Annotated in this window: 15 protein-coding genes and 2 tRNA genes; 10 read left to right on the top strand and 7 right to left on the bottom strand. The window is 63.4% G+C overall.

The annotated features are described in order from the left end of the window. Window positions 1–167: 167 nt before the first annotated feature. From yghU to EDF71_RS01770, 3 genes are all read left to right on the top strand, one after another. Entirely contained in the window at window positions 168–1,043 is an 876-nt protein-coding gene (gene yghU / locus EDF71_RS01760) for a glutathione-dependent disulfide-bond oxidoreductase (RefSeq protein WP_133854902.1), read from the top strand. A 156-nt stretch (window positions 1,044–1,199) separates the two neighbouring features. Continuing rightward, window positions 1,200–1,814 carry a glutathione transferase GstA gene (gene gstA, locus EDF71_RS01765; RefSeq protein ID WP_133854903.1) on the top strand — a complete coding sequence of 205 codons (615 nt, stop codon included), beginning with the start codon at window positions 1,200–1,202 and terminating at the stop codon, window positions 1,812–1,814. Between the two features lie 69 nt (window positions 1,815–1,883). Further along, window positions 1,884–2,228, top strand: a complete 345-nt coding sequence (locus EDF71_RS01770; RefSeq protein WP_133854904.1) for a carboxymuconolactone decarboxylase family protein — start codon at window positions 1,884–1,886, stop codon at window positions 2,226–2,228. A 60-nt stretch (window positions 2,229–2,288) separates the two neighbouring features. Here EDF71_RS01770 and EDF71_RS01775 read toward each other — a convergent pair whose 3' ends face one another. Both EDF71_RS01775 and EDF71_RS01780 read right to left on the bottom strand, forming a co-directional pair. Continuing rightward, on the bottom strand, window positions 2,289–3,197 hold the full coding sequence (locus EDF71_RS01775; protein ID WP_133854905.1) for a LysR family transcriptional regulator: 909 nt from the start codon (window positions 3,195–3,197) through the stop codon (window positions 2,289–2,291). A 138-nt stretch (window positions 3,198–3,335) separates the two neighbouring features. Next, on the bottom strand, window positions 3,336–4,274 hold the full coding sequence (locus tag EDF71_RS01780; protein ID WP_133854906.1) for a LysR family transcriptional regulator: 939 nt from the start codon (window positions 4,272–4,274) through the stop codon (window positions 3,336–3,338). 204 nt (window positions 4,275–4,478) lie between these two features. On the opposite strand from EDF71_RS01780, the gene EDF71_RS01785 reads away from it, so the two are divergent. From EDF71_RS01785 to EDF71_RS01800, 4 genes are all read left to right on the top strand, one after another. Then, window positions 4,479–5,672, top strand: coding sequence for an efflux RND transporter periplasmic adaptor subunit (locus EDF71_RS01785; protein WP_133854907.1), 1,194 nt, complete (start codon window positions 4,479–4,481; stop codon window positions 5,670–5,672). Then, entirely contained in the window at window positions 5,669–8,875 is a 3,207-nt protein-coding gene (locus EDF71_RS01790; RefSeq protein ID WP_133854908.1) for a multidrug efflux RND transporter permease subunit, read from the top strand. Before EDF71_RS01785 ends, EDF71_RS01790 begins: the two co-directional genes overlap by 4 nt. Further along, on the top strand, window positions 8,872–10,386 hold the full coding sequence (locus EDF71_RS01795; protein WP_133854909.1) for an efflux transporter outer membrane subunit: 1,515 nt from the start codon (window positions 8,872–8,874) through the stop codon (window positions 10,384–10,386). The genes EDF71_RS01790 and EDF71_RS01795 overlap by 4 nt, the downstream gene beginning before the upstream one ends. A 119-nt stretch (window positions 10,387–10,505) precedes the next feature. Further along, a complete protein-coding gene (locus tag EDF71_RS01800; RefSeq protein WP_133854910.1) occupies window positions 10,506–11,594 on the top strand; it encodes an NADH:flavin oxidoreductase in 1,089 nt (362 codons plus the stop codon). A gap of 110 nt (window positions 11,595–11,704) precedes the next feature. On the opposite strand, the gene EDF71_RS01805 is transcribed toward EDF71_RS01800, so the two are convergent. The 3 genes from EDF71_RS01805 to EDF71_RS01815 all read right to left on the bottom strand — a co-directional run bounded on the left by EDF71_RS01805 (window position 11,705) and on the right by EDF71_RS01815 (window position 12,891). Then, window positions 11,705–12,397 (bottom strand): phosphatase PAP2 family protein, encoded by a 693-nt coding sequence (locus tag EDF71_RS01805; RefSeq protein ID WP_166656428.1) that lies wholly within the window; start codon window positions 12,395–12,397, stop codon window positions 11,705–11,707. 312 nt (window positions 12,398–12,709) lie between these two features. After that, window positions 12,710–12,786 (bottom strand) — tRNA-Arg (locus tag EDF71_RS01810). A gap of 15 nt (window positions 12,787–12,801) precedes the next feature. Further along, window positions 12,802–12,891 (bottom strand) — tRNA-Ser (locus EDF71_RS01815). Between the two features lie 491 nt (window positions 12,892–13,382). Here EDF71_RS01815 and EDF71_RS25250 point away from each other — a divergent pair. Beyond that, the gene (locus EDF71_RS25250) at window positions 13,383–13,898 is read left to right on the top strand and encodes an SHOCT domain-containing protein (protein ID WP_208300981.1); all 516 of its coding nucleotides are present in this window, start codon (window positions 13,383–13,385) and stop codon (window positions 13,896–13,898) included. Window positions 13,899–14,096: 198 nt separating this feature from the next. Here EDF71_RS25250 and EDF71_RS01825 read toward each other — a convergent pair whose 3' ends face one another. Further along, window positions 14,097–14,945: a GIY-YIG nuclease family protein gene (locus EDF71_RS01825; RefSeq protein WP_133854912.1), complete on the bottom strand. Its 849-nt coding sequence runs from the start codon at window positions 14,943–14,945 to the stop codon at window positions 14,097–14,099. 365 nt (window positions 14,946–15,310) lie between these two features. On the opposite strand from EDF71_RS01825, the gene EDF71_RS01830 reads away from it, so the two are divergent. Both EDF71_RS01830 and EDF71_RS01835 read left to right on the top strand, forming a co-directional pair. Continuing rightward, a complete protein-coding gene (locus EDF71_RS01830) occupies window positions 15,311–16,579 on the top strand; it encodes a glutamate carboxypeptidase (RefSeq protein WP_243854123.1) in 1,269 nt (422 codons plus the stop codon). A gap of 250 nt (window positions 16,580–16,829) precedes the next feature. Next, on the top strand, window positions 16,830–17,327 hold the full coding sequence (locus tag EDF71_RS01835; RefSeq protein WP_021027972.1) for a YetF domain-containing protein: 498 nt from the start codon (window positions 16,830–16,832) through the stop codon (window positions 17,325–17,327). Here EDF71_RS01835 and aliA read toward each other — a convergent pair whose 3' ends face one another. Next, window positions 17,328–18,968, bottom strand: a complete 1,641-nt coding sequence (gene aliA / locus EDF71_RS01840) for a cyclohexanecarboxylate-CoA ligase (RefSeq protein ID WP_133854913.1) — start codon at window positions 18,966–18,968, stop codon at window positions 17,328–17,330. It abuts the gene before it with no gap. Window positions 18,969–18,985 lie beyond the last annotated feature (17 nt).

Consider the following 18,985-nt stretch of genomic DNA (forward strand, 5'->3'; position numbering starts at 1 on the left):
GCGGCATTTCTAGAATTTCTCCATCGACGGACATCGCCGCTGCAGCGAATCTGGGCCTGCATGCAGGCCCACACTTTGGGGCTGGGGTGATGGCCTTTTCCTCACCTTGATCGGTGGTGGCCAGCGGTCCCCGCAACGGACAGCTGCGCGCCGCCCAGGAGCACGCGATGGCGCAAGCCCTTCTTGACAACCAACCGGCCGGCTATGTGCCGGACAAAGTCTGGACCCCGAAAAACCAGTACGGCGGTACCTTTGGCAGCATCAACCAGCCGGTGTCCGGCGCCCGCTTTGAGCGGGCCCTGCCAGTCGGCCAACACCCGCTGCAGCTGTATTCGCAGGGAACACCCAACGGCCAGAAGATCACCATCCTGCTCGAAGAGCTGCTGGCCGCCGGCCACAGCGGCGCCGAGTACGACGCCTGGCTGATCGACATCTTCAAGGGCGAGCAGTTTGGGAGCGGCTTTGTCAGCCTCAACCCCAATGGCAAGATCCCGGCGCTGGTGGACCAGAGCAGCGACCCGGTCACCGAGGTGTTTGAGAGCGGCTCCATCCTCGTCTACCTGGCCGAGCGCTTTGGCGCCTTTCTGCCCACCGAGGGCCGGGCACGCACTGCCACCTTCAATTGGCTGATGTGGCAGATGGGATCGGCACCGTTTGCCGGTGGCGGTCTGGGCCATTTCTATGCCTATGCGCCGCTCAAGATCGAGTACGCGATCGACCGCTATGCGATGGAGGTCAAGCGCCAGCTGCATGTGCTCGACACCCACCTGGCCTCGCACGAATACCTGGCCGGCGACCAGTACACCATTGCCGACATGGCCGTGCTGCCCTGGTACCCCGGCAGCCTCTATGGCGTCTACAACACGCATGAGTTCCTGGCGGTGCAGGATTACAAGCACCTGCTGCGCTGGTACCAGGCGCTGTGCGAACGGCCCGCCGTGGCACGTGGCCGTCGCGTCAACCGCCTGTCGGACAAGCCCGGCGAGTTTCTGCGCGAGCGCCATGACGCCAGCGACTTTGAGACGCTGAGCCCCAAGCTCTAGGCCCTTCGCCGTAGCCCGCTGGCTGCAGCGGGTTCGGCACGGGCCATCCCCCTCCTCACCCACCCACAGGGTCCATCGGGCCCTGAGGCCGCCGCATGCGCGGGGCTCAGGCCCGGACACCACTCTCTTCTTTCAGGCTCCACTACCAAGGCATTTATGAAACTGTATTACGCACCCGGCTCCTGCGGCCTGGCCTCGCAAATCGCGATGCAAGAGGTTGGCCAGGCTTACACGCTGGTCAAAGTCGATTTCAAGACCAAGACCACCGTCGAGGGCGACTACCTGAAGGTGTCGCCCAAAGGCTTTATCCCCGTGCTGCAGATGGAGGACGGCGACCAACTGACGGAGGGCGCCGTCATCCTGCAGTGGATTGCCGACCAGCACCCCGACCGCCAGCTGCTGCCTGCCTTTGGCAGCCGTGCCCGCTACACGGCATTGGAATGGCTCAACTTTGTAGCCAGCGATCTGCACAAGGGCATGGCCGTGATGTTCTCGCCCTTTCTGGATGAGGCGACCAAGCAGCGCTTTGCCGAGGGCAATTTGCGCAGCAAGTTCCAGTACATCGACGAGCACCTGCGCCAGAACGACTATGTGCTGGGCGAGCGCTTCTCGGTGGCCGACGCCTATCTGTACAACGTGCTGTCCTGGCCCCACCGCGTGAACATCGACATGGCCGGCTACCACCATATCGCCCGGTTCATGGAGCGCATGGAGCAGCGCCCCAGTGTGCAAGCCGCGCTGAAAGCCGAAGGCCTGGCGGCCCAGGGCTGATACGCCCCCATAACCATCCCTGGCAAGCGCAGCGGCGCTTGCTTTTCACACCCTGGAAAGAACGACAAGATGATGCAAGACTGGAACCACTACCGCGCCTCCCTGCTGGAGCGCGTGGGCGACTTTGCCCAACACAGCCCCGATGTGCTGCGCGGCCTGGCGACCATGGACCATGCGGCCACCAAGAGCGGCCAGTTGGGGCCCAAGATCCACGAGCTGATCTCGCTGGCCGTGGCCGTCACCACCCGCTGCGATGGCTGCATTGCTGTGCACACGCAAAAGGCGGCCGAGGCGGGCGCCAGCGTGGAAGAGATATCCGAAGCGCTGGGCGTGGCGATTGCGATGAACGCCGGCGCCGCACTGACCTATTCGGCGCGGGTGATCGAGGCCTTCCAGCAGCTGCCGCAGAAATAGCGCTGGGCCATCCCACCCAGGCGCTCAACGCAGACAGCGCGCCACAGGGCGCCTACCGGCTCAGCGCAAGGTGGCGTGGTTGGCAAACAGCTGCGCCACCCAGTCGACAAACACACGCACCTTGGCCGACAGGTGGCGGTTCTGCGGGTAGACCACGTGGATGGGCAGCGGCTCATTGGTCCAGTCTTCCAGGATGGACTGGATGCGGCCATCCTGGAGCATGGGCGCGAGCAGAAAGTCGGCCATCTGCACAATGCCCAGGCCGGCTAGGCCGGCGGCGGTGTAGGCATAGCTGTCGCTCAGTGCGATATGGCTGGACAGGGCGACCTGGATCTTTTCGCCATCGCGCTTGAAGTACCAGTCAAACACCTTGCCGGTGCGCGCCGAGAAGTAGTTCACGCAGCGGTGGTGCACCAGGTCATTGGGGTGCTGGGGCCGGCCATGGCGCTGGAGGTAGTCCGGCGATGCGCAGGTCAGGTAGTGCATGGTGCCGACGCGGCGCGCAATCAGGCTGGAGTCGCTCAGTTTGCGGCCACCACGAATGGCGCAGTCCACGCCCTCTTCCATCAAATCCACCTGGCGGTCACTGCAGCCCAGTTCCACCTGGATGTCGGGGTAGAGCGCCATGAAGTCCGGCAACGCCGGGATGATCAGCTCAATCGCCAACCCGGTCGGCGCATCGATGCGCAGCCGCCCGGAAGGGCTGACCCGCGTTTGCACCAGGCAGTCTTCTGCATCGCGCACATCGGCCAGAATGCGCATGCAGCGCTCGTAGTACGTGGCGCCTTCGGCCGTGACGCTGACATGCCGGGTCGTGCGGTTGAGCAGCTTGACCGACAGCGCGGTCTCCAGCCCCTGGATCAAGGTGGACACCGTGGCCTTGGGCAGCTTCATGTTCTCTGCGGCACGCGTGAAGCCGCCGCAGTCGACCACCTGCACAAAGACCTCCATCGCCTGAAACTTGTTCATCTTGCACTCTCCAAAGATCCGCCCTTGGCAGGGCCCTTGTCTACGCCAGATGCGATGGTTACCGCGTTGCTGCCAATGATAAATATCTGAACAATGAATTGACTGTTCAGCAGCCCGAACAATCGATGCCAGCCTGCATCAGCGCGCCTCGGCAGCGCGCTTGCTGCGGGGCCAGCCCATCTGCTCCTGACTGACCAGTTCGCTGACCCAGTCCACAAAGGCCCGTACCGTGGGTGAGAGGTGGCGGTTTTGCGGGTACAGCACCGACAGCGGGGCTGCCGGTGCCGCATAGTCGGCCAGCACCTGGCGCAGGCGCCCGCTGATCAGATGCTCCCGCACCATATAGCTGCCCGGCCGGATGAGGCCCAGGCCATCGAGGCCGCAGGCCACATAGGCATCGGTGTCGTTGACGATCAGGCTCTCCGCCATGCGGATGAAGCGCAGCTCCCCATCGACCAGAAAATCCCACTCCAGCGAGCGCGCGGTGCGGGCCGACAGGTAGCCCACCGCATGGTGCCGGGCCAGGTCCTCCAGGGTCTGCGGTGTGCCGTGCTGCTCCAGGTATTCCGGTGAGGCGCAGGTCACCCAGTCAAAGGCTGCAATGCGCCTGGCCACCAGCGTGGGTGAGTCTTCCGGCGTGCCAGCGCGGATCACGCAGTCGATGCCCTCCTGCACCAGCTCGACGGTACGGTCGGATACGGTCAGGGTCAGCTCGATATCGGGGAAGCGCGCCAGAAAATCCTTGATCGCGGGCAGCACCACCAGCCGGGCCAGCGACAAGGTCATGTCTACCCGCAAGCGGCCGCGCGGCCGGGCCGCACCACCGGCAAAGCTGGCCTCGACCGCTTCGATGTCGGCCAGCAGCCGGCGGCAGTGGTCAAAGTAAAGCGTGCCATCGGGCGTGAGGCTGATGTGGCGCGTGGTCCGCTGCAGCAGGCGCACGCCCAGAAAAGCCTCCAGCTCCTTCACAGCCCGGGTCACGCGCGAGGGCGGCAGCGACAGGCTGTCGGCCGCCCGCGTGAAGCTGTGCATCTCGACGACACGGGCAAAGATCTGCATCGATTGAAGGCGGTCCATGGCGCTTGTCCCGGCTGGGGTTTTATTGCATTAAACGCAACAAGTATAAGTTTGAAGGCGAATTAATGGCATGGGCAGTGGGTTTCCGAATCCATACGCGCACCATAATTCCAAACCAGGCAATAAACTAAACCAGATTTTGGGCTAGATGTTTGGGGGTGCGCGGCCCACACTGCAGGCCGTTCAACTACGGCGAGAAGTCGCATGAAACCCCTGAAAAAGCACCCCTTGGCAGCGCTGGCGTTGGCGGCCATTTCGGTCGCCAGCGCCGGCCTGGTTCTGACCAGACACGGCACACAAGCCCACGCCGAAGCTGCCGCCGCGCCACCGCCCACCGTCACCTACAAGCCGGCGCTGCAGCGCCCGGTATCGGATGCCCAGGACTACACCGGCCGCCTGGAGGCGGTGGACGTAGTCGATGTCCGCCCCAAGGTGCCGGGCACCTTGATGAAGGTCCACTTCAAGGATGGCCAGCATGTCCGCCAGGGCGATCTGCTGTTCAGCATCGACCCGGCACCGCTGCAGGCCCAGTTGCAGCAGGCACAGGCCAACCTGGCGGGCGCGCAGGAGCGCCAGCGCCTTGCCAACAGCGAGCTGGCCCGGGGCCAACGGCTGATGGAATCGGCCTCGATCGCGCGCCGCGAATTCGATGCCCTCGACAATGCTGCGCGTGAAGCCGCCGCCGCACTCAAGGGCGTGCAGGCCGCCGTGGCCCAGGTGCAGTTGCAGCTGGGCTATACGCAGCTGCGGGCACCGATCACGGGCCGCATCTCGCGTGCGGAAATCACCGCCGGCAATGTGGTGGTGGCGGGCGGCGACGCAACCCCGCTCACCCGCATCGTCTCGGACGGCAAGCTCTATGCCGCCTTCCATGTGGACGAGCAAAGCTATCTGCGCATCATTGCGCCCTCGCTGCGCAGCGGCGCGCAGCCAGCGGTCAGCGTCGGGCTGGCCAACGATGCAGGTTTTCCGCATGCCGCCACCATCGAAGCGCTGGACAACCAGATGGACACCCGCTCAGGTACCGTGCGGGTGCGCGCCCGCATCGCCCAGGCCAGCGCCGAGATGCTGCCCGGACTGCAGGCCCGTGTGCGCCTGCAAGGCGGCACGGCCTACAACGCCATCATGGTGGACGAGGCCGCCGTCAGCACCGACCAGGACCGCAAGTACGTGCTGATCGTCAATGCCGAGAACAAGGTGGAGCGCCGCTTTGTCGAGCTGGGCGCGCTGCAGGGCAAGGAGCGCGTGCTGCGCAGCGGTGTGCCCGCCGATGCCAAGGTCATCGTTGATGGCGCCTACCGCGCCCCGCCCGGCACCACGGTGACCGCGGTCGCCGCTGAAGCCGCCGACGGCCCGCAGGCCGCATCCAGCCCAGCGGCGACGGGAGAGCGGTCGTGAACATCTCCAAGTTCTTCATCGACAGGCCGATCTTTGCCTGTGTGCTGTCTGCGCTGATCTTGCTGGCCGGCATCGTGGCCGGCTTCAACATGCCGGTGTCGGAATACCCGCAGGTCATTCCGCCATCGGTCGTCATCCATGCGCAGTACCCCGGCGCCAATGCCAAGACCATCGCCGAGACGGTGGCAGCGCCGCTGGAGCAGTCCGTCAATGGCGTGGAAGACATGCTCTACATGGAATCCAAGGCCAGCGGCGATGGCCATCTCTACCTCACGGTGACCTTCAAGCTGGGCACCAACCCGGACCGGGCCCAGCAGCTGGTGCAGACCCGCGTGTCGCAGGCACAGGCCCGGCTGCCCGAAGATGTGCAGCGCCTGGGCGTGACCGCCGTCAAGAACTCGCCCATCATCACCGTGTCGGTGCACATGGTCTCGCCCAAGGGCACCTATGACAACAACTACATCAGCAACTACGCGATCCTGCATGTCAAGGATCGGCTGGCGCGCATTGCCGGCGTGGGCGAGGTGGCGATCTGGGGACCGGGCGGCTATGCCATGCGCGTCTGGCTCGACCCGGCGGCCCTGGCCGAGCGCGGCCTGAGCGCCAATGATGTGGCCAGCGCGATCCGGCGCCAGAACATCCAGGCGGCGGTGGGCACCATCGGCAGCGCCCCAGCTGCAGCCGACACTGCGTTCCAGCTCAACGTCAACGCGGACGGGCGCCTCAAATCACCCGAAGAGTTCAAGAACATCATCATCAAATCCGATGCGCGCGGCGCCATCACCCGCCTGGGCGATGTGGCCCGGGTGGAGCTGGGCGCCGAAGACTATGGCATCCGCGCCACCTTGGACAATGCACCGGCCGTGGCGGTGACCGTGCAAGAGGCGCCCGGCGCCAACTCGCTGCGCATATCGCGCGAGGTGCACCAGGCCATGGAAGAGCTGGCCAAGGACTTCCCGGAGGATGTGGTCTACCGCATCGTCTATGAACCCAGCCGCGCCGTCCAATCCGGCATCGATGCCGTGGTCAAGACCTTGCTGGAGTCAGTGGCGCTGGTGGTGCTGGTGGTGTTTCTCTTCCTGCAGACCTGGCGCGCCTCGGTCATCCCGCTGCTGGCCGTGCCGATCTCCATCGTGGGCACCTTCAGCTTTCTGCTGCTGGCCGGCTACTCCATCAACACGCTGTCGCTGTTTGGTCTGGTCGTGGCCATCGGCATTGTGGTGGATGACGCCATCGTCGTCGTCGAAAACGTGGAGCGCAATATTGCACGCGGCTTGGGCCCGCGCGAGGCCACCTACCAAGCGATGCGCGAGGTCAGCGGCCCCATCATCGCCATTGCGCTGACCCTGTCTGCGGTGTTCCTGCCGCTGGCCTTTCTCAGTGGGCTCACGGGGGAGTTCTACAAGCAGTTCGCGGTGACCATTGCGATCTCGACCTTGATCTCGGCGGTCAACTCGCTGACCTTGTCGCCCGCACTGTCGGCGCTGCTGCTCCAGCCCCATGGAGCCGCGCCGGATGCCGTCACCCGCATCACGCAGCGGCTGTTTGGCCGCTTCTTTGCCAGCTTCAACCGCCGCTTTGAGCGCGCATCGGAGCGCTATGGCCAGGGCGTGGGGGGCGTGCTCAAGCGCAAGGGGGCCATGATGCTGGTGTATGCGGCGCTGCTGGCTGGCACCTGGTGGCTCACCGGCCATGTACCCGGCGGCTTTGTGCCCCCGCAGGACAAGGAATACCTGGTCAGCCTGGCGCAGTTGCCCGAGGGCTCGACCCTGGACCGCACCGAGGCCACGATGACGGCGATGAACGAGGTGGCCCTCAAGCACCCTGCCGTGCTGGGCACCTCCAGCTACAGCGGGCTGTCGATCAATGGCGTGACCAAGAGCTCCAGCACCGCGCTGAGCTTTGTGCTGCTCAAGCCCTTTAACGAGCGCCAAGGCTATAGCGCCAACCAGGTCGCTGCCGATCTGGGCCAGGAGTACCGCAAGATCGGCCATGCCTTTACCGGCATCTTTCCGCCGCCACCCGTCTATGGACTGGGCACGCTGGGCGGCTTCAAGCTGCAGATCGAGGACCGCGCCGACCTGGGCTATGAGGCGCTGTACACGGCCACCCAGGCCTTCATCAAGAAGGCGGCTGAGGCACCCGAGCTGGGGCCGTTGTTCTCGACCTATACCGTCAATGTGCCGCAGCTGAAGATCGACATCGACCGGGCCAAGGCGCAGCAACTGGGTGTCGATACCCCGGCGGTGCTCAGCACCTTGCAGGCCTTCCTGGGTTCGTACTACGTCAATGATTTCAACTTTCTGGGCCGCGTCTACCAGGTGCGCATGCAGGCGGACAGCCCCTTCCGCTCCAAGCCCGATGACATCGGCCAGCTGCATGTGCGCAGCGAGTCGGGGCAGATGGTGCCGCTGGCCTCGGTAGCCACAGTCAGCCAGACCTATGGGCCCGACCAGGTCGTGCGCTACAACGGCTTCACCGCAGCCGACATTGGCGGCAGCCCCGCGCCCGGTTATTCGTCCGACCAGGCCATGGCGGCCATCCAGCGGATCGCCTCGGAAACCTTGCCACCCGGCATGGGCTTTGAGTGGACCGACCTGACCTACCAGCAGATCATTGCCGGCAACAGCGCAGTCTGGATCCTGCCACTGTGTGTGCTGCTGGTCTTCTTTGTGCTGGCTGCCCAGTACGAAAGCCTGAGCCTGCCGCTGGCCATCATCCTGATCATCCCGATGGGCATTTTCTCGGCGCTGCTGGGGGTCTGGTTGACGGGCGGCGACAACAACATCTTTACCCAGATAGGGCTCATCGTGCTGGTGGGGCTGTCCGCCAAGAACGCGATCCTGATCGTGGAGTTTGCGCGTGAGCTGGAGATGGCAGGCCGGTCCACGCTCCAGGCTGTCATCGACGCCTGCCGCCTGCGGCTGCGCCCCATCCTGATGACCTCGCTGGCGTTCATCATGGGCGTGATACCGCTGGTGCTGTCCTCCGGCGCCGGTGCCGAAATGCGCCAGGCCATGGGCATCTCGGTGTTCTTCGGCATGCTGGGCGTGACGCTGTTCGGCCTGTTCCTCACCCCCTTGTTCTATCTGCTCGCCCGGGCACTGGGCAGAGGCCGGCCGCTGCATTCAGCCGCGCCCCACGCTGCACCCACGCTGGTGCCCCACACCGTTGAACTGAAACCTGCGGAGGGCCAGCCATGAGCCGCCTTTTTGCCACCATCCAACACACCGCGCAGCTTGGCACACGCGCCGTGGCCACAGCCATCAGCCTGTTGCTGCTGGCAGCCTGCTCACAGCTGCCCACTGAACATCGCCCGGCACTGGCGATCCCTGCGAACTACCGGGAGCCCAGCGACCCATCCGCATCGGCATTGCTGCCGCCGAGCCCCTTGGGCCGCTGGAAGCCGGCCGAGCCCGCCGACCAGCAAGCGCCATCGCCCTGGTGGGAGGTCTTTGAGGACCCGGTGCTGCTGGCGCTGGAGCAGCAGGCCCTGCAAGCCAACCCTGATGTCAGCATCGCCATGGCCCGGCTGCAACAGGCCCGCGCGCTGGCAGCGCGCAGCGAAGCGGCGCGGATGCCGGAGATCAACGCCGGCGCCAGCTACAGCCGCCAGCGCACACCGGGCGCTGCGACAGGCCGCGAAGACGGAGCATCCGGCAGCAGCCAGTCGCTGTGGCAGGCACAGGCCTCGGTGGCCTATGAGCTAGATGTCTTTGGTCGCGTGTCCTCCAGCATTGCGGCTGCGCAGGCGGACAGGGCCCAACAGCAGGCCCTGGCGCACCAGATGCTGCTGCTGGTGCAGGCCGATGTGGCGACAACCTACTTCCGGCTGCGCCAGCTGGAGGCGGAACTGCGCCTGCTGCGCGACACAGTCCAGTTGCGCGAAGACGCTGCAGGCTTGCTGGACCGCCGGCTGAGCGCAGGGGCGGTAGCGCCTTTTGTCGCCGACCAGGCCCGCACCGAAGTGCTGACGGCCCGCGCCGAGCAACTGGCGCTGGAGCAGCAGCAAGCGCTGGCGCTGCATGCACTGTCCATCTTGCTGGGCCAGGCGCCGGCCAGCTTTGCGCTGGCGCCACTGCCCCTGGCGCCTGTCAGCGTGCAGCTGCCGGCGGGCCTGCCATCGGCCTTGCTGGAACGCCGCCCCGATATCGCCGCAGCCGAGCGAGCCATGGCGGCCGAGAACGCCCGCATCGGTATTGCCCAGGCCGCGTTCTTTCCGTCGTTCTCGTTGACCGGTGCGCTGGGCTATGCGTCGTCGGACCTGGGCCACCTGCTGCAGTGGTCGCAACGCAGCTTTCTGCTGGGGCCGCTGCTGAGCCTGCCGATTTTTGACGGCGGACGGCGCGAGGCCGAGCTGGCCCGCGGCCATGCGCTGTACGACGAACGGGTGGCCCAGTACCGCAAGACCGTGCTGCATGCCTTTGGCGAAGTCGAGGATGCGCTGGCCGCGATGCGAACCCTGGACGAGCGCATCGTGCACCAGCACGGCGCCGAGCAGGCCTCGTCGCGCGTCGCCCGATCGGCGCAGTCCCGCTTCGACGAAGGGGATGTCGACTACCTCGTTGTTGTCGATGCCGAGCGCACGCGGCTACGCAGCCGCCAGGCACTGATCCAGTCGCAAGGCGAACGCGCCCGCGCCACCGTGGCGCTGGTGCGCGCACTGGGCGGCGGCTGGCAGAGCACCACCACGGTTGACGGCGCTGGCGATTGATCCCGCACCAGAAGGAGGTGCCTGCATCTCAGGCCCTCCTCTCTGGCACCCCAAAAAACCTGGCGCAGCGCAGCCTCTGCGGGCGCCATCCCCTTTCCTGTCCTTTAGGAGGCAATTCCATGTCTGTTGCAGACCTGTTCAAGCCGCTCACGCTGCGGCATGGTCCGGCGATGAAGAACCGCTTCATGCTCGCCCCGCTCACCAACCAGCAGAGCGAACCCGATGGCCGCGCCAGCGCCGATGACCTGGAGTGGATACGGCAACTGTCCGAAGGCGGCTATGCCTTGGTACAGACCTGTGCGACCACGGTCGAGGCCGGCGGCATCGCCTTTGCGCGCCAGCTGGGCATTCATGGCGAGGCGCATCTGCCCGGCCTGGCCCAAATGGCAGCCCGCTTGCGGGCGGGCGGCACCTTGTCTGCGGTGCAGCTGCACCATGCCGGGCACCGCGCCAACCCTTTGCTCGGCGGCATTCCGGCGCCGGCATCGGGCCACACCCTGCCGGGCGTACGTGCCTTGACCACCGAGGCGGTGCAACGCATCCGCGACAGCTTTATCGCCAGCGCCCAGCGGGCTGAGCAGGCCGGCTTCGACGGCATCGCCGTGCATGGCGCCTTTGGCTGGATCCTGTCGGAGTTCATGTCACCTCTGCTCAACGACCGCCAGGACCAGTACGGCGGCAGCCTGGACAACCGGGCGCGCCTGACGATCGAGGTGATCGAAGGCATCCGCAAGGCCTGCGGCCCGGATTTTCAGATCGGCTGGCGTCTGTCGATCGAGCGCTATGGCCTGCGCCTGGAGGAGCTGCGCGACATCACCGCCGAGATCCTCGACCGCGAACTGATCGACTACCTCGATCTGGCGCTGTGGGATTCAGCCCAGACCGTGCAGGACGGTGCATGGAAAGGCAGGACCTTGCTCAGCCTGTTTACCGAGCTGCCACGCAAAGGCGTGCGGCTGGGCGCTGCCGGCAAGATCATGAGCGCCGAGCGCGCCGGCCAGCTGCTGGATGAGGGCTGCGACTTCGTGCTTGTCGGCCGCGCCAGCATTTTGCAGCGCGACTTTCCAAAGCAAGTGCAGTCCAACCCGCGTTACGAAAGCCCGCGCATGCCGGTGAGCGCGCAGTACCTGCGAGAGCGGGGGCTGAACGAGCACTTTATCGACCACATGCGCGGCTGGCAGAGCTTTGTGGTGCATGGCTCGCCATAGCACTTGGCGTGCCCCCTGGTCAGCAGGTTCCGCCATCCGGCACGTGGATTGCGGACCAGGCCGTCAAAATGCAGCGTGGTCGACACGCTCGTGTTTGGCGCCTGAGCCCATCAGGCTGCCAAAGACCGCGAGCGCAGCGTATCGCAGTACGCCATGCACAGAGAGATCCAGCAAGCCGATGCGATGCAGGATGCCAGGATGTCCGAGACATAGTGCGCGCCCAGGTAAATGCGGCTCAGGCCCACCAGTGCCACGATGCCCATCAGTGCGACGCCCAGGCATAGGCGCGAACTCCAAGCTAAAGAGCTTCTCAGGGTCATGCACAGGGCCCAGCCCACCACAATGCCTGCAGACAGGGTATGGCCGCTCGGGAAACCAAAGCCGTGGGCTGAAACCAGGGGCTCCAAAGCGGGACGCGTGCGGTGGAATGCCGTTTTCAGGATGAAATTCAGCGGCGCAGCGCCAATCAAGAGTGCAGCCGATTCGCCCACCAATCGCCACTGGCGGCGGATGATGGGGAAAGCAAAGGCCACCAGCGCCACCAGGACCAGGAGCGGCGTCTGGATCCGGTGCATGGTCAGCATGAGGCCATGCAGTTGCGCATGGCCGATGCTTCTCAACTTCTTGATCAAGACCAGTTCTTGCGCCTCTACACCCGGATTGATAACGAATGCGGCCAGGATCAACAGGCTGGTCCCCAAGATCCAGGACAGGATCAAGAAACGCTTGGAGGTGGATAAAGCCCCAGGCCACGGAGTCGTGGGGTGGAGGCTTCTATCGGCAGCAGGAAGCTCGAGCTGCATGAAGGGTCCTTTCAGGCCGGAATGTGCAAGGAGCCGGTGCATGTCCGCTGAATGCCTTGCGTGGCTCGCCCGCCATTCTCTGGACCATCCGAGACGGCCTGATGACTGTCTCGGTCATTTTCGTTGCCAACGAGAGCGGCAGCTGATTGGCGGTGCCTGATGTGCCTGAACTTGGTCGCTGAATGGACCTCAGGTGAAGGTGGCGTCGTGACGCGACGTCGCTCCCGGCTTCGCGTGACGACATCGATGGAAGCGGGAAAAGCCCGAAAAACGAAAAAGCCTCAGAGCATTTCTACTCTGAGGCTTAACGTTTGGTGCGGCTGGCAGGAATCGAACCCACGACCCCTTGGTTCGTAGCCAAGTACTCTATCCAGCTGAGCTACAGCCGCTAATTATCGATGCTATGGCGGAGAGGGAGGGATTCGAACCCTCGGTACGTTTGCACGTACGCCTGATTTCGAGTCAGGTACATTCGACCACTCTGCCACCTCTCCGCAGCGCCGAAGCTGCAATTGTAGCAGGCAATTTGATGGTCTCGGGAAGAAACGCAGATTTCTTGGAAATTGATGGGTTGGAGGGTGGTTAGCACGGACGTTGGAACCATGTTGTCCCGAACGGGACGGCGAGCCAAGGGATCTGATGCTGAAGCATACATGTTCTAGCGATAAACGCCTTGGTGGAAGGCCTGCACCTCAAACCACAGCTCAAATTTGCGCTCCTAGGGAAACGTGACAGCTGAGTTATCTTGAATGCAAACAAGCCGATTCCGTACGCCATCTCGCACTCCTACCCCTGCGGTTGCTCAGCATGCCAGCCTTGAGCAAAGGTAGGGAGACGCAAATCTTGGAAGGCCATCGCTGCATCGATGCCCGAAACGCAATCAGCATCCAGCGAAACTCGCGTGCGGCAAGACCCACATTGAAGTAACATACTGTAATCAATCCAGTCGGCGGCTGCCGCCTACTATTTACCAAGCGAGTACATCTTGAAAGACTTGATCAACAAAGCGAAGAACTCTGCAGGCCAAATAGTGGAAGTCGGCAGCCAAACTGTCTCCAAAGGCGCAAAGCGCTTGAACATCAATAGCGTGAGTATCAAACGTGGTAGTGCAACATTGATTGATGGCGTTACAGACGCATCTAAGCAAATGTACGAATTGGGCAAGGGCGCGATCAAAACTGACTTAGCCAAGGATGCTGCAGCGGGAGCTGCAATTGGTGCCGCTATAGCTCTGCCCCTCCCTATCGTCGGGCCTGCACTCGGCGCTGCCGTTGGAGCTGGCCTCGGTCTTTATAAAAATATTTCACAAGGCCCTAGACCCCAAAGCTCATCGCCTGAAGCGGCAAGCAAAGTGATTGAGGTAGAGGCTAAGGAGGTGAAGGCCCCCACGGTCAGCATCGATAAATGCGAAGAACTGGAGAAGCTGTTCGCCCTCAAGGAAAAAGGTGTGCTAACGGATGAAGAATTTTCTGAAGCAAAGCAGAAAATACTTGCACGCTAATGCGCGGTCCAGACTAACCTGATCGAATGACCAGCTGCCACCAGCTTGGCACCACGCGAACGCGATGTGATATCCCAAGGACGGACGTAGGAAGCCAAACAGCAATGCTGGCAGTAGAGCATAGGCACTCGCCCCGGCTCAAGCGAAGCGAGAGCAGCGAACACTCATCACCCTGACATGCCCGCTGTTTTTACGACCTCAATTGCGATTAAGCCCAAACCGCCTGCTCCCCAGCGCCACCTTCCAATAGTTCTCCCGAGCGATCACTTCGCGGCGAGGCATAGTTGTTGACAAGGCTTCCAAGAGCGTAAATCTGAACTCGTTTTCACGGCCTGGATGATTTTTGAGTAATTCCATCAGCTCCAAATTGCCGCCATGGCCGGTGGCGGCATAGGCGCTCCATCGCTGCCAAATCCCATTGAGGCCGTAAGCTGAACCGACGTACTGCCGGCCACTCTTCTCGTCCGTGATGAGATAAACACCGGCAATAGAGCCCAAGCCTTGTTGCCACGTGACCTCCGTCATCGCCAGACGCAGTTCCGCAATCACCAATGAGGTATCTGAGACGGTTGTAAACGGGACTGCAGGTTCAGCCCGTAGACGAACCGGGTAGTTGTTGGCTTTCTGAAGGACCCGTCGCCAGCCCACTTCTTTGCCGGTCCAGGTGATCTGCAACTTCATTCGCAAGTCGGCCAACTGTTCAAGCTCCTCAAGCTCATGGTAGAAGCCACCTGTCTGTTCCTCAAAAGGCTCTAGACTTTCTTTCAACAGTCCTCTGTCAAACGCCTCCTGCCCCGGCATCACATCGGTGATCCGCCACAAGCCCAACAGCACGCCCTGCCCCGGCTGGTGCCCATAAAAGCCAATGATGAGGCCGCCTTGTTTATGTGGCCTAAGCTGCATGGCTTGGTACAAGGTCAAAGCCCGAGTCCCAAGGAATTTTTGCAATGGATACCTCCCGGTCTTGTGCCTCATTAAGGTGACTGGTTGGGCAGATGGATCAATTCCCCGTTCCTGAAGCAATCCGTATAGCTGGGTCGAAATCATGATGGTTACGTCAAATAAGCGACGACGAAAATTATCAGTGATCGAAGTTTGAATTACGCCGAGTTGGCGAAAGACTCCGCATGCAGTTCGCGGAACATGAAGGGAAGCGTACCTTTCATCAAGCGCATCCTTGCCATTCGGAGTGCGCTTCGGCGCCCATCAGCAGCGGGGCTGATCTTAGGCAGGAATTGCGCACTGCTCAATGACTGTAGTGATCAGGTCATCAAGACGAAGCAAACCTTAACGGAACCTGATGGTGACGGCACGTCTGTCCCAGCCGTGACCCTCGTGGCGGAGCTCCGTTCTTATGCTTGCGTCCGTCACATGACAATCCCGTGACGCTTTCAAGAGACTCCCCCCACCCAATGATTACTATGAAAAAAACCTTGTTGGCCATGGCCGCTGCTGCGGCCCTTTCCTTGTCCGTATCGGGTTGCTCCGACAGCAGCGCCTCCTCGCTGCGCTACAACGCTGTGCTCGACCAGGCTTCGCAGACCGAGAAAGCGGCAGTGCTGCAGACGCTGCAGGAACTGGTCAATATCGAGACGGGTACCAATGACGCCATCGGCATTCCACAGATGGGCAATTACCTGGAGGCGCGCCTGCAGGCACTGGGCGCCAATGTGGTGCGCCACAAGGCAGAAGCGGGTGTTGTGGGTGACAACATTGTCGGCACCTTCCAGGGCAGTGGCACCAAGAGCCTGCTGCTGATGGCACACATGGACACCGTCTACACCCGGGGCATTCTGGCCACGGCACCCTTCAAGGTGGAGGGCGACAAGGCCTACGGCGCGGGCATTGCCGATGCCAAGGGCGGCATCGCCGTGATTCTGCACAGCCTGGGCTTGCTCAAGGCGCAGAACTTCAGCAAGTTCAAGACCATCACGGTGATGTTCAACACCGATGAGGAAAAGGGCTCCTTCGGCTCGCGCGATCTGATCCAGCAGTTGGCCGCGTCACACGACTATGTGCTGTCCTACGAGCCTTCGGGCCTGGAAGAAGGCTTTGGCACCGCCACCTCAGGCATTGCCTATGTGCAAGCCGTGGTGCATGGCAAGGCATCGCATGCCGGCGTGGCGCCCGAGGCAGGCATCAATGCACTGACCGAAGCCTCGGCCCTGGTGCTGCGCACGCAGGATATCCAGGACAAGGCCAAGGAACGCGGCTTCAACTGGACCACGATGACCGCTGGCGGCAGCGCCACCAACATCATCCCGGACAAGGCCGTGGTCAACGCCGATGTGCGCTATGGCAAGAATGAAGATCTGGATCTGATAAAGGGCATGCTGGACAAGGCCGCATCGGTGCCCCATGTGCACGGTGCCACCATCGACATCAACCTGACCCGGGGCCGCCCTGCCTTCAACGCCACCGACGACGGCGTCAAGCTGATCCAAAAGGCCATCACCATCTATGCCGATGTGGGTGGTAAATCAGAGATGTACACCACGCGCGGTGGTGGTGGATCGGATGCCGCCTATGCCGCGCTGTCGGGCAAGCCGGTGATTGAAGGCCTGGGCCTGCCAGGCGCCAACTACCACTCCAACCTGGCCGAGTATGTGCTGACCGAGCCGATCGCAAGACGCCTCTACCTGTCGGCACAGCTGATCTCCGATCTGGGCCAGGGCATGTAAGCGTTTCACTCCACCTCCCCTCTTCAGGCGCCAGCACACACTGGCGCCTTTTTATTTTGTGGATCCATCGCAAGCATCCTCCTTCGGTGGTAGCGCTGGAACTGTAGAAAAAAGACGACGATGCCGGGGCCTGCCAGCGTACGTGGCAACACCGCGCCAGGCCGCCGCTGCGGACTATCATTGCCAAGTCAGCGGGCAGTCTCGGCCAGCATGCAGGCGCTGCCCGCCCCAGCTTCTGAGGAGTGATGCCATGTTCTCGATGAGTGTTCCGTGGTGGGAGTTTGTGGTGCGCGGCTTTGTCGTCTACGCGTTCCTGCTGGTGTTCTTGCGGCTGACCGGGCGGCGCCAGATTGGCCAATACGATCCCTTCGACCTGATCTTGCTGCTGATCCTGTCAAACGCGGTGCAGAACTCGATGAACGCGGGCGACAACTCGCTGATCGGCGGGCTGATATCGGCCACGACCCTGATTGCCTGCCACTCCATCGTCGCGCAGCTGAGCTACCGCAGCAGGCGGGTGTCGCGCTGGGTCGATGGGATCCCCAAGCGGCTGATCTCCAACGGCCAGGTCAACCGGCAGGTGATGGATGCCGAGCTCATCACCAGCGATGACCTGAAGGCCGCGCTGCGCGGCGCAGGCTGCCTGCACACCTACGAGGTGGAGCAGGCCACGATAGAGACCAACGGACAGATCACCATCGTGCTGCGCAACCGCGACAGCTCCTCGGGCGCGTCCGACGCGGTCTAGCTACAGCGCGGCCTTCAGCTGCTCGCGCAGTTTGAACTTCTGGATCTTGCCCGAGGGCGTAGCGGGCATTTCTGGCAGCACCACCAGCCGCTCGGGCAGGTAGTGGGGCGCCAGCTTCTGCGTCCGCAAGAAGTCGGTTAGGTCGGCCAGCGCCGGCTCCGCCGCGCCGGGTTTGAGCACGATCACCGCGCAGGCCCGCTCGCCCAGGCGCTCGTCCGCATAGGCCACCAGGGCTGCCTGCGCCACGGCCGGGTGCTTGTAGAGCAGGGCCTCCACCTCCACCACCGGAATGTTTTCACCGCCGCGGATGATCACATCCTTGCTGCGGCCGGTGATGCGGATATAGCCTTGCGCATCCATGCGCGCCTGGTCGCCAGTGTCGAACCAGCCGTCATCGGTGGTGGCATTGAGATGCGGGCGTTTCAGATAGCCGCCAAAGTTGGAATTGGCACGCACCCACAACTGGCCGATCTCGCCGCGTGGGCACTCCTGGCCCAGCGCGTCCAGTACCTTGACCTCGGCGCCGGGCAGCGGCAGGCCATCGGTCTCGACCGCGCGCTGCGCGCCATCGCTGGGCAAGGTGGTGGTGACGGCGCCGTTCTCCGACATGCCCCAGGCCGAGATGATCTGCGCCCCCAAGGCAGCTTGCGCCTGCTCCACCAAGGGACCGGGGATGGGCGCACCGGCGCACAGAAAGCTGCGCAGGCTGGGCACCGCCCCGCTGGTTGCCACCTCGCGCGACAGATCGGCCAGAAACGGCGTCGATGCCATCGTGAAGCTACAGCGCCATTGCCGGATCAGCTGGGCGGTGGTGGCGGCGTTCCATACGTCCAGCAGTACCGCCGTGGCTCCCAGCATCACCGGCATCATCAGCCCGTACATAAAGCCGGTCTGGTGCGCCATGGGCGAGGCCATCAGCACCACATCGTCACTGCCCAGCGCCAGGCGCTCGGCATAGGCATGGATGTTGGCCATCAAGGTGTTGGAGGAGTGCATCACGCCCTTGGGCTCGCCCGTGGTGCCGCTGGTGTAGATGAGCTGGGTGATGGCATCGGGCAGGACCCGGTGGCGCCCCAGGATCTGCGTGGCATCCGCATCGCGCTCCCAGGCGGGCTGGGTCAGCAACGCCTCAAAGCTGTCCGCGCCGGCACCACCGATGGCGACCACGTGCTGAAGCTGGGGCAGCTGCGGCTGAATACCTTTGAGCATCGCCTCGTAGTCCAGGTTGCGAAAGTCCTTGAGCACCACGACCAGCTTGGCCTCCCCGTGGCCCAGCATAAAGAGCAGCTCACGCTCCCGAAAGATGGGCATCAAGGGGTTGAGCACCGCGCCGATGCGCGCGCATGCCAGGTACAGCACCGTGAACTGCCATACATTGGGCAACTGGCAGGCCACCACATCGGCAGGCCGCACACCCAGCCGCCACAAGCCGATGGCCACGCGGTCGGCCATGCGCGCCAGCTGGGTGTAGTTGAAGGACTGCGCAGCGCCCTCGCCCGTGCGCTGCCCCACCAGCGCCAGCCGGTCGGGCCACTGCTGCGCGGCCTGGTCCAGCGCGTCGTTGATGGTGGTGTCACGCCACCAGCCCTGGCTGCGCATCTGCGCACGGCGCGGCGCCAGCAATACGGCATCAAATTGCATGCTTGTCTCCTGTCGGT

Origin of the sequence: Comamonas sp. JUb58 (genome assembly GCF_004364775.1) — a bacterium.
GTDB lineage: Bacteria > Pseudomonadota > Gammaproteobacteria > Burkholderiales > Burkholderiaceae_C > Comamonas.